Raw genomic sequence first — 11,414 nt, forward strand, 5'->3', positions numbered from 1 at the left:
AGCGCGAATTCATATCTTAAATATAATTGAAAAACAGTCCCTCTTTCATATAGGAAGGAAGCCACGAACCATCGTCATTGCTTAAATTCGTGGCATTCCCCCGCTTTCATAAAGAGGGGGTTAGGGGGAGATTCATCACCCTGCCTTTTTCATTGCAAAATCCTTACCAAATAACAGCTTATTTCTAAAAGTAGAAACAGGCGTTTGATCTGCAATCAACTCGGCATACCACATCCCATCTTCCGTATCACCAAATAGAACCGCACCAATCACTTTGTCTTTCTGGATAATGATACGTTTGTAAATCTGACGTTTATCATCATTGAGAATGATGTCTTCATAATCTTCTTTTGGTTCAAAGTTCCCAGCTGAGAATACATCAACCCCACTGACTTTTAACTGTGTTGGTACGGTCGGTGATTTAAAGGTTAAGCTGCCATGTTCAGCCAAATGCGTTGCACAGATGAAGGCTTGTCCCCAAAGTGGTTCAACTAGACCAAAGGTTTGATTACGATGTTCGATGCATTCACCAACCGCATAGATACTTGGATCAAAAGTTTGCATGGTGTCATTAACTAAAATACCTCGGTTACAACGCAGTCCAGCACTTTGAGCTAAAGCAATATTTGGGCGAATCCCGACCGCAAAAATCACTAAATCCGCGTCCAGTACCGTTCCATCTTTAAGACGGACTTGACTGACATGCCCCTCTTCGCCAATCAACGCTTCAGTATTGGCCTCGGTAATAATATTGATCCCCTTTTGTTCGATACTATGACGCAACATGCGGCTGGCACGTCCATCCAACTGACGCTCCATAATTCGATCCATCAGGTGCAGAACCGTGACATTCATACCACGTTGTTTCAGTCCGTAGGCCGCTTCCAAACCCAACAAACCGCCACCAATCACCACCGCATTCTTTTTGGTTTCGCAATATTTGATCATGGTGTTTACATCATAAATATCACGGAAGCTGATCACACCTTTTAGATCTACACCTTGAACAGGTGGAATAAATGGTGATGAGCCTGTTGCGATGATCAATCGATCATAATCAACACTTTCGCCTTTCTCGGTATGCACCACTTTACGGGTACGATCAATCTTGATCGCAGGATCATCAGCAATAAATTGAATCCCTTTATCGCGATACCACGCATGTGGATGCAACATGATGTCATCAATGGTTTTTTCACCTGAAAGTACTGGCGACAACATGATTCGGTTGTAATTGCCCCATGGCTCCTCTCCGATTACGGTGACGTCATAACGATCTGGGGCCATATCCAGTAAGTCCTCAAGACAACGCATCCCCGCCAGACCATTGCCAATCAGCACCAGTTTCAGCTTTTCTTGCGCAGCGCCATTGTTGGTAATATAAGTCTTTTGCGGAACAGACCCGACCCACACCCGACCATTTTCAATTTTGGTTGGAAAAACCAAGAGCTTTTGATCTTTATCTTCCAAACAACGACCCGTCGCTAAACTAAAATGCTGTTTATAAATCGGCGATGCGATCACGCGCTCACCTTGTAAATCGCCAATGATGCCGCGACACATCACATTGGCTTGGCTGAATGGATCTTTATTACTTAAGGCATAGATCCGCTTTTCATAACCGACACGAAACAGTGCAACGGATTGACCTTCGATCAGTGCGCCCACACCCGTATTTGGTGTGATGTCTTCCAAAGCACACACCTCGACCCATTGATTTTCTGGCAGCATATCGATGTTCTTTAAACTGGTCATTTGAGTTCTCCTTATGCTTCAACCATTGGGATACGATCGACTGAACGTTCAGCGTCATTCAAAGGACGAATCTGATCACGTACTTGGGTAAATTGAATATGTGGGTCAGCTTGCTCTTCCGCACGGGCATTGATATAGGTTTGGAAACGTTTACGAATCTCAGGGTCTTCAACCGCAGTACGCCATTCATCTTGATAAGTGCCAATCACATGGCTCATACGGCTTTCAAGCTCTTCAGCTAGCCCTAGAGAATCATCGACAATCACTGATTTGAGATAATCCAAACCACCTTCCATATTGTCACGCCATACGCTGGTACGTTGTAAACGATCTGCCGTTTGGATATAGAACATAAAGAAACGGTCAATATAACGAATCAAGGTTTCAGTATTGAGGTCAGAAGCCAATAATTCTGCATGGCGTGGTTTCATACCGCCATTTCCACAGACATATAAGTTCCAGCCTTTCTCAGTTGCAATTACCCCAACATCTTTACCTTGCGCTTCGGCACATTCACGGGTACAGCCCGACACCGCCATTTTCAATTTATGTGGCGAACGTAAGCCTTTATAGCGGTTCTCAAGTTCAATCGCCAAGCCAACAGAATCGTCCACTCCATAACGGCACCATGTACTACCAACACATGATTTCACGGTACGCAAAGATTTCCCGTAAGCATGACCTGATTCAAAACCTGCTGCGTTGAGCTCTTCCCAGATAAACGGGAGTTGATGGATTTGCGCACCAAATAAGTCGACACGTTGTCCACCGGTAATTTTGGTATACAGGTTATATTTTTTGGCAATTTGACCGACAGCAATTAAGCCATCTGGTGTGACTTCACCACCTGCCATACGCGGCACAACCGAGTAAGAACCATCTTTTTGGATATTACCTAAGTAGTAATCGTTACTGTCTTGTAGGCCTGCATGGCTAGGTTCTAGTACGAAATCATTCCAGCAGGATGCCAAAATATTGGCCGCCATCGGCTTACAAATATCACAGCCTAGACCATGACCATGTTGGTGAATCAAATCATCAAAGGTCTTGATTTCATTGACACGAACCAAGTGATAAATTTCTTGGCGTGAGTACGGGAAGTGCTCACACACATGGTTATTGACCGTTACGCCTTGGCGTTGTAGTTCAGACTTCAACACTTGCGTGACTAAAGGTGCACAACCACCACAGGCTGTCGCCGCTTTGGTACATTTTTTCAAAGCACCGAGTGAGGTTGAACCATCACAAATTGCTTGGCAAATATCGGCTTTAGACACGTTATTACATGAACAAATGGTTGCACTATCAGGTAGTAAATCGACACCGCTGCCACCAGCTTTGGCACCTGAATCGGCAAAACCTGGCATGATCAAACTTTCAGGCGTTTCTGGTAATGCCAGACCGTTCAACATCATTTGTAGCAGGTCGTTATATTCTTTGGCATCACCGACCAAGACCGCACCGAGCAACTTGGTTTTATCTGCATCGACCACGATCTTTTTATACACAAGGCTATCTTCATCGGCATAAAAATAGCTAAGTGAGTTTGGTGTCATCCCATGCGCATCACCGACTGATGCCACATCAACGCCCATCAACTTCAACTTGGTGCTCATATCTGCACCCGCGAAACAATGGGTTTCTTCGGCTAAGATATGTTTTGCGGCAATACGTGCCATGTCATAACCGGGCGCGACCAGACCGTAGATTTTGTTATCCCACAGCGCACATTCACCAATCGCATAGATATGTTGATCTGAGGTTTGGCAATAATCGTTGATTTTAATCCCGCCACGCTCACCCAACGCTAAACCACTCACCCGCGCTAATTCATCACGTGGACGAATCCCCGCAGAGAATAAAATGATATCTGTTTCCAGCTCGCTACCATCAGCAAACTTCATGATGTGCGTTGTGTTATCACCGGCTTCAATACATTGTGTGGCTTTTTGGGTGTGGACTTTCACCCCAAGATTTTCAATTTTACGGCGCAATACCTTGCCACCAAGATCATCAATCTGTACCGCCATCAAACGTGGTGCAAACTCCACCACATGCGTTTCCAGATTTAAATCTCGCAATGCTTTAGCCGCTTCCAAACCTAATAAGCCGCCACCAATCACCACACCTGTTTTGGCATTTAAGCTTGCAGCACGGATGGCATCTAAATCTTCAATGGTTCGATAGACAAAACAGTTTTCACGATCATTGCCTGAGATTGGCGGAACAAAGGCATACGACCCTGTTGCTAAGACCAATTTGTCATAATGAATCACATCGCCAAAGTTGGTGGTCACCGTTTGCTCAGCTGCATTAATTTCTACCGCTTTGGTATTCAGTCTTAAATCAATACCGTGCGCGTCTGCAAAATCAAAGCGAGCCAGTGATAAGTCTTTTGCTGTTTTACCAGAGAAGTATTCAGTCAAATGTACGCGGTCATAGGCAATACGTGGTTCTTCTGCAAGGATGGTAATTTCTAATTCATCATCAGCTTTCTCCAAGATGGCTTCGATGAATTTATGCCCTACCATACCGTGACCAATCATCACTAATTTCATTGTGTTTCTCCTCAAATCGAATCTTTGATTAAGCTGCGCTACTTTGTTCTGAGCTACGTTCCAACATGGCTTGTTCGAACAGCTGTTGTTCTTTTTCTTTATGCTCCACCGAGAATCGGATAAGCATTACTGAGCTTGCAGCAATCACTACCAAGCCACCTAAAACCATTAAACAAGTTTGAAAATCGACCATTCCTTTCAGCAAGAATCCTGCTGCGACTGCCCCGACATTGCCACCTGCACCAATAATGCCTGCCACACCACCGAGTGCTTCACGATCAATAAATGGAACCAATGCATAGGTCGCACCACATGCCATATGGGTAAACAGTGCGAAGATGGTCATACTGAGGATTGCAAGAACGGCACTATTCATATGCGCGAATAACATCAGGAACAGTCCTTCACCCAAGATCAACAGAAACAAGATTTTGGTACGACCATCCAAACCTTTTTTCAGCGCCACTTTGTCTGAAACAATCCCGCCAAGCGCACGGGCAAACAGTGCCAGCAAACCAAAAACCCCTGCTGCCAGTCCTGCTTCTTTTAAACCAAAGTTAAAGTGCTCGACGTAATACATCGCAATGATGTTGTGCATGAAGATTTCAATGCCGAAACATGCCGCATAAGAGCAGAATAGAATCCAGACCCGATAGTTACGCGCTGCGTGCATTAGGATGGCTAAGCCACCTTTTTTGTCGCTTCCAACTACAACACCTTGGGCACGCAGTTCTTTAAAATCACCTTGCGGGCAGTCTTGAGTCAGCTTCCAATAAAGCACACCCACGATCAGCATCATCACACCAGGTACAAGCAATGCAATTCTCCACCCCATGGCTTGTTCAACACCGAACATCACCAAGGCAGACAACAGTAAAGGCATCAAGGCTTGTGTTGCACCACCACCTGCATTCCCCCAACCCGCTGAAGCGGCATTGGCGGTGCCTACAACATTTGGCGCAAACATAATGCTGGTATGGTATTGCGTGATCACAAAGCTGGCGCCAATTGCACCTATCAATAAACGGAAAAATAGGAAGGATTCATAACTATTGGCTGCAGCAACACCAAATACAGGAATACTGCCCAGCAATAACAATGCAGTATACGTTTTACGTGGGCCATATTTATCACACAGTGGGCCAACGATTAATCGAACCACAATCGTGATTGCAACAGCAGCAATATTGATATTGGCGATCTGATCTTTGGTGAGATGGAACTCGCCTGCGATCACTGGCATTAACGGTGCACAAGCAAACCAAGCAAAGAAACAAACGAAGAAAGCAAGCCAACTCATGTGGAATGCCCGCATCGCTGGTGCAGAAAAGTTGAATAACTTAATTGATGTGGCTTTTTTCGCCGATAAATCTAAAGACATTGCCATCTCCCATACTGAACGTATCATGTGTTGTTCATACAGCACGCTGTATCAACAAACCGATCAGATCGGACATCGTTGGCCGTCTTACAATTTTGCAAGTCATCTTTGACTCAAGGAATAGTTAGCAAATGTTATGCCAAGTTCTAATCACAATCACACCAACAAAACATTAGTTATTGTTTTATATTGATTTTATTAACTTATTCTTTACTTTAAATAAATACCACTTCATTTGAAGAGAGCAAGTTCAGTACAACGACCTGTTTTAAAGCATAATTCGTACTGCTTCAAAACAACTCTTTTTATGCACTTAAAAAGTGCAGTTTTTATTCTAGAGGATATAATTCAAATTTTTCATTTCTTCTACTTGGTCACAGCGATACAATAAAGCGCATAAACAATACGCCCCATGGAGCGATTGCACCGAATAAGAAATCAAAATAGCTTCACTGGCACTATTTTTGCTTCAAAAACAATACGCACAGCACTTTAATCTCTGTGCATAACCCCACCGTTTGACCTATATACTTATGCCGAAACTCAAGATCGCACTTATTGATGACGACCAGGCTCGGGCTGAATACATAAAAACCTGTTTGATTGAACATGACTTTGATGTAGTGGCTTGTTTTACCCTCGATCATCTCAATATTTTTAAACTCGAACATCTTCAAGCCGATGTCATTCTGCTTGATATGGATCATCCACATCGCGATGTGATTGAAAGTTGTGTCAGTAATTTTGATCTGCCTACGGTCTTATTTACCAAGAACACCGATAAAGACACCATCAAACAAGCCATCGATGCAGGGATTACCGCCTATATCGTTGATGGTATCGACCCAAGCCGCTTACACACAATTTTAGATATTTCGATTGAGCAGTATAAAAAGCATAAAAAACTGGAATGTGACCTGAAAGATGCCAAGACAAAGCTTGCAGATCGTAAAGATGTCGAAAAAGCCAAAGTGTTGCTGATGCAACTGCATGGCTTAACTGAAGACACTGCGTTTCAATTACTCAGAAAAAATGCCATGAGCCATCGCATGACCATTGGAGAAATGGCACGGCGCTTACTGGATGCCCAACAACTTTTAAATAATCAACTAAAGGATGAATAGATGAGCCATTTAGTCGAATTAGCAAAAGTAGAAAAAACCGAATTACAACTGGGCTATATTCCCTTACTTGATTGTGTCGCATTACTCTGGGCAAAACAGCGTGGTTTTTTTGAAGAAGTCGGTTTAAATGTCAATTTAGTCAAGGAAGCTTCTTGGGCCAGTTTACGTGATCGTTTAGCTTTTGGCTCACTCGATGCTGCACATTGCCTGTCTGCTATGCTGCCAGCAGCAGCGGCCGGCACAGATCAAATTGGCATTCCACTACAAACCCCTCTCGTGCTGAGTGAAAATCGAGCCTTTATTAGCTTAAGCCAAAAGCTCTGTTATGCGCTGAATATTCAAAAACAAGATACTGCAGAAAGTTCAGCCAAGAAACTGACGAATTATATCCAGCAAGATCAAAACATCTCTTTGGCGCATGTGTTTCAACACTCAATTCATCACTATTGCTTAAGAGAATGGCTTGCTTTGGCCGACCCTCAACTAGCGCAATCCATTCAAATGAAAACCCTGCCACCTCCCTATATGGTTGAAGCGATCAGTAATCATTTAATAGATGGGTTTTGTGTCGGAGAACCTTGGAATACTCAAGCTGAGTTACAAGGTCTAAGCCAAATTGTCTGTTCAAGTCAGCACATTATCCCGAATGTTGCCGACAAAGTCTTAGCGGTCACGCAAGAATGGGCGCAACAACATCCACACAGCTTGATTGCCTTAACCAGTGCCATTCTCAAAGCGCAACAAGAATTACGTCAACTCGAAGATTTTGCACCTGTATGGCAACTTCTGATTGAATTTGATGTGATTCAGTTCCATTGCTCGCCAGACATTCATGTTGAAAAATACTTTACCATCCAGAATATCATTCGTAATTTTGTACAGAACAATGCTGAACCGAAAGCCCAAGATTTTGAATGGCTATTTCAACAAATGCATAAATGGAATGCTGTAGAACTTGAACGAGACACTTATATGACTCAAGCACAGAATTGCCTACTGCTTGAAACCTATAAAGCTGCTGCGAATCCCACATAAAACAAAGGACAAAAAAAGCTGTCTTTAAGTATCAAGACAGCTTTTGAAAGACCCAAAAGGGATTACGCCAATCAAAAGTAACCCCTTAAGTAATAACTATCATATTGAAAGCAGAGATATCTTTTTCGGACATTTTTATGTCATTAACTGCCATCTAGAATGCGAATTTTTATCATTTCTGCCAACTGAATAAGCGATAACAGTGTTCAATCTCTAATCATCTTACATTGCTGTTATCAAGCGCTTCACAATGTCACGCAATCACCAAGTAGCATCAGAAAATGTTCAATATTTATATTTTAGCAACTACAGGTTTAAGATCTTCACAAATAATAATTTAAGCACATAAAAACAATATGTTAGTATAAAACCATTACCCTAATGAGTCTCATCAAAATACGCTCTAATCGATTCCTTTCTAAGGATTTAAATCGCGCTAAAATACGAAAATATATATAGTTTGACTGCTGAGTTACACAAATCCCATGAACGAAATGGGGTAATTCAGTTTAGAATGTTTAAAAATAAAATTACGCTAAATTTTGTCATATTTTAACATTGCCAATTCCTTGCAAAGTTTTCATTATATGCACCATGCTTGGCATGCAAATTTCTTCATCGATTAAAACAAATTATAAAAAAATTGCAGAATTTTGTGCCATAATAAGCAAACTTTGCAGACATCTTGCAAAAAACTTTTGCAGATTTAGAATTGGAGCAGGCTGAATGAGCTCAACCATTTTGGTAATTCATGGACCGAATTTGAACTTGCTAGGAAAACGCGAACCAGAGGTATATGGTTATCTGACGCTAGATGATGTTAACCAGCAACTCATCGCTCAAGCCCAACATGCATCACATACACTAGATACTTTTCAAAGCAACTGGGAAGGTGCGATTGTCGATCGTATCCATCAAGCACAAAACGAGGGTGTGAAATTTATCATTATCAACCCTGCTGCCTTGACCCATACCTCAGTTGCTTTACGCGATGCTTTACTTGGTGTTGCCATTCCATTTATTGAGGTTCATTTGTCAAATGTTCACGCTCGTGAATCATTCCGTCATCACTCATATTTATCAGATAAAGCCATTGGCGTAATTTGTGGCTTAGGTGCAAAGGGTTATTCCTTTGCTCTCGATTACGCTATCGAAAAAATTCAATCTTCTAACTAATTTAGACTTTTTAGGAATGCTCACTCATGGATATCCGTAAAATCAAGAAGCTCATCGACTTGATGATTGAATCTGACTTACAAGCGATTGAAGTTAAGGAAGGCGACCAATCCATCTCATTAACTCGCCCTACTCCTGTTTATGCCGCGGCTGCTGTAGCTGCAGCTCCAACGGTTGCTGCTCCAGCACCAGCAGCAAAAACACCACGTGGTGCAGTTGAATCATCACCAATGGTTGGTGTGTTCTATGCAGCGCCAAGTCCAGGTGAAGCACCATTTGTAAATGTAGGTCAAACAGTATCTGCGGGTGAAACATTGGGGATCATTGAGGCAATGAAAATCATGAACCCAATTGAAGCAACAAAAAGCGGCGTAATTGAAGAAATTCTAGTGAAAAATGGTGAAGTGATCCAATTCGGTCAACCACTTTTCCGCTACCGTGCTTAATCAGTTTGGGGATTCCTATGTTGCAAAAAGTATTAATTGCAAACCGTGGCGAAATCGCTTTACGAATTACTCGGGCTTGTAAAACTCTTGGCATTAAAACAGTTGGTATCTATTCAGATGCTGATAAAGACTTAATGCACTTACGCTTCGTTGATGAAGCAGTGTGTATCGGACCGGGTGCAAGTAGCGAAAGCTATTTAAATATTCCTGCAATTATTACTGCTGCAGAAATCACAGGTGCAGATGCAATCCATCCTGGCTATGGTTTCTTGTCCGAGAATGCGGAATTTGCGGAAATTGTAGAAAGTTCTGGCTTTATTTTTATTGGCCCTCGCCCTGAACATATTCGCCTGATGGGGAATAAAGTATCAGCGATTATTGCCATGAAAAAATCAGGCGTACCAACAGTACCGGGCTGTGACCATGCAGTAACCATTAACAATGCGCTTGCGGAAGCAAAAGAAATCGGCTTTCCATTGATCGTGAAAGCTGCTTCTGGCGGCGGCGGTCGTGGTATGCGTATTGTAGAACGTGTCGACACCCTACTTGAATCTGTTCAAGCTGCTCAGCGTGATGCTGAAATGTGGTTCGGTGACGATACCGTTTATATGGAACGTTTCTTACAAAAGCCTCGCCATGTCGAAGTACAGGTTCTTGGTGATGGTAATGGCCATGCGATTCACCTCTATGATCGTGACTGTTCTTTACAACGTCGCCATCAAAAGGTATTAGAAGAAGCACCTGCCCCAAACCTACCTGAACAAGCGCGCGCTGATATTTTAGAAGCGTGTGTGAATGCTTGTAAGTTGATGCAGTATCGTGGTGCGGGTACATTTGAGTTCTTATTTGAAGATGGTGAATTCTTCTTCATCGAAATGAATACTCGTGTGCAAGTTGAACATCCTGTCACTGAAATGGTGACTGGGGTTGATATCATTGAACAGCAACTTCGTATTGCAGCTGGTTTAGGTCTTGAACTTGAACAAGAGCAGATCGAAGTTAAAGGTCATGCGATTGAATGCCGTATCAATGCTGAAGATCCAACCACGTTCTTGCCTTCTCCAGGCAAAATTGAAAGTTTCTATGCGCCAGGCGGTGCAGGTATCCGTTTGGATTCACACATCTATCAGGGCTATAACATCCCGCCTTACTATGACTCAATGATTGCAAAATTGATTTCTCATGGTAAAGACCGTGAAACATCATTAGCTCGCATGCGCCAAGCATTAGATGAAATGATTTTGACAGGGATCAAAACCAATATTCCTTTGCATAAAGATTTGATCTTAAAAGACAAAAATTTCTGTGAACAGGCAATGGATATTCATTATCTTGAAAAACATTTGCTAAAGCAGCTTGAACCAAAAGCTGAAACAGCATAAATAAAAAAGCCTCTTACTCAAGAGGCTTTTTTATGTCTAACTCAATCTTATTAAGGTAAAACACGACGCAAAGTCGCAAAACACTTATCACCTTTCTCGCTGGCACAAAAATCGATGGTTGAATCATTGGCCCATTTTACAAAGTATTGGGAAACTTCACCCGTTTGATCCTGCTTTTGACCTGAACAGTCCATTTCATTATTGTCATATTTGATTTGCAGAACCAATGCAGGCAAACGCTCTTTATGATCTTCTGATGGCTGATAATCATATAAACCATACGACCATTCTTGACCACTTTTAATCACCACATCACTTGCACCACGGAAGTTATAGTATTCGACACACTTCTTATTGTTCGGAATTTCCATTCCCCACAGACCCATAATTTCAGGGCGAGTTGTGACCCGAATCGCATTGGCTTTAGCTATTTGTTGAGGTGTTACTGCTGCTTTGTCATTTACGACCGTCTCTGCCATAGTCCATGTTGAGCAAGCCCATAATAATCCAATAATATAAATATTTTTCATAGATTTAATTAAGTCGTCATCTTAACG

Annotated in this window: 9 protein-coding genes; 5 read left to right on the forward strand and 4 right to left on the reverse strand. The window is 42.4% G+C overall.

What is annotated here, in order from left to right; translation table 11 throughout:
• Positions 1-135: 135 nt before the first annotated feature.
• Genes nirD through FPL17_RS06315 form a run of 3 tightly spaced genes read right to left on the reverse strand, consistent with a single transcriptional unit; the run spans position 136 to position 5,694 of the window.
• Positions 136-1,755, reverse strand: a complete 1,620-nt coding sequence (gene nirD / locus FPL17_RS06305; protein WP_159884008.1) for a nitrite reductase small subunit NirD — start codon at positions 1,753-1,755, stop codon at positions 136-138.
• A gap of 11 nt (positions 1,756-1,766) precedes the next feature.
• Entirely contained in the window at positions 1,767-4,313 is a 2,547-nt protein-coding gene (gene nirB, locus FPL17_RS06310) for a nitrite reductase large subunit NirB (RefSeq protein ID WP_159884010.1), read from the reverse strand.
• Positions 4,314-4,341: 28 nt separating this feature from the next.
• Positions 4,342-5,694 (reverse strand): MFS transporter, encoded by a 1,353-nt coding sequence (locus FPL17_RS06315; protein WP_159884012.1) that lies wholly within the window; start codon positions 5,692-5,694, stop codon positions 4,342-4,344.
• 533 nt (positions 5,695-6,227) lie between these two features.
• On the opposite strand from FPL17_RS06315, the gene FPL17_RS06320 reads away from it, so the two are divergent.
• The 5 genes from FPL17_RS06320 to accC all read left to right on the forward strand — a co-directional run bounded on the left by FPL17_RS06320 (position 6,228) and on the right by accC (position 10,857).
• Positions 6,228-6,818 (forward strand): ANTAR domain-containing response regulator, encoded by a 591-nt coding sequence (locus FPL17_RS06320; protein WP_005189070.1) that lies wholly within the window; start codon positions 6,228-6,230, stop codon positions 6,816-6,818.
• On the forward strand, positions 6,819-7,853 hold the full coding sequence (locus tag FPL17_RS06325; RefSeq protein WP_159884014.1) for an ABC transporter substrate-binding protein: 1,035 nt from the start codon (positions 6,819-6,821) through the stop codon (positions 7,851-7,853). It begins immediately after the preceding gene.
• A gap of 726 nt (positions 7,854-8,579) precedes the next feature.
• Positions 8,580-9,029: a type II 3-dehydroquinate dehydratase gene (aroQ, locus tag FPL17_RS06330; RefSeq protein ID WP_005189076.1), complete on the forward strand. Its 450-nt coding sequence runs from the start codon at positions 8,580-8,582 to the stop codon at positions 9,027-9,029.
• A gap of 26 nt (positions 9,030-9,055) precedes the next feature.
• Positions 9,056-9,475, forward strand: coding sequence for an acetyl-CoA carboxylase biotin carboxyl carrier protein (accB, locus tag FPL17_RS06335; RefSeq protein ID WP_004807532.1), 420 nt, complete (start codon positions 9,056-9,058; stop codon positions 9,473-9,475).
• A 17-nt stretch (positions 9,476-9,492) separates the two neighbouring features.
• Positions 9,493-10,857, forward strand: coding sequence for an acetyl-CoA carboxylase biotin carboxylase subunit (accC, locus tag FPL17_RS06340; protein WP_005189078.1), 1,365 nt, complete (start codon positions 9,493-9,495; stop codon positions 10,855-10,857).
• A 50-nt stretch (positions 10,858-10,907) separates the two neighbouring features.
• Here the strand turns inward: accC and FPL17_RS06345 are convergent, their stop codons facing one another.
• On the reverse strand, positions 10,908-11,387 hold the full coding sequence (locus FPL17_RS06345) for a hypothetical protein (RefSeq protein ID WP_005189081.1): 480 nt from the start codon (positions 11,385-11,387) through the stop codon (positions 10,908-10,910).
• Positions 11,388-11,414 lie beyond the last annotated feature (27 nt).

Source organism: Acinetobacter dispersus, from assembly GCF_009884975.1.
Lineage (GTDB): Bacteria > Pseudomonadota > Gammaproteobacteria > Pseudomonadales > Moraxellaceae > Acinetobacter > Acinetobacter dispersus.

Excerpts from the sequence above, each read along its gene's own strand:
- nirD (WP_159884008.1), bottom strand. The coding sequence starts at position 1,755 with ATGACCAGTTTAAAGAACATCGATATGCTGCCAGAAAATCAATGGGTC.
- nirB (WP_159884010.1), bottom strand. The coding sequence starts at position 4,313 with ATGAAATTAGTGATGATTGGTCACGGTATGGTAGGGCATAAATTCATC.
- FPL17_RS06315 (WP_159884012.1), bottom strand. The coding sequence starts at position 5,694 with ATGTCTTTAGATTTATCGGCGAAAAAAGCCACATCAATTAAGTTATTC.
- FPL17_RS06320 (WP_005189070.1), top strand. The coding sequence starts at position 6,228 with ATGCCGAAACTCAAGATCGCACTTATTGATGACGACCAGGCTCGGGCT.
- FPL17_RS06325 (WP_159884014.1), top strand. The coding sequence starts at position 6,819 with ATGAGCCATTTAGTCGAATTAGCAAAAGTAGAAAAAACCGAATTACAA.
- aroQ (WP_005189076.1), top strand. The coding sequence starts at position 8,580 with ATGAGCTCAACCATTTTGGTAATTCATGGACCGAATTTGAACTTGCTA.
- accB (WP_004807532.1), top strand. The coding sequence starts at position 9,056 with ATGGATATCCGTAAAATCAAGAAGCTCATCGACTTGATGATTGAATCT.
- accC (WP_005189078.1), top strand. The coding sequence starts at position 9,493 with ATGTTGCAAAAAGTATTAATTGCAAACCGTGGCGAAATCGCTTTACGA.
- FPL17_RS06345 (WP_005189081.1), bottom strand. The coding sequence starts at position 11,387 with ATGAAAAATATTTATATTATTGGATTATTATGGGCTTGCTCAACATGG.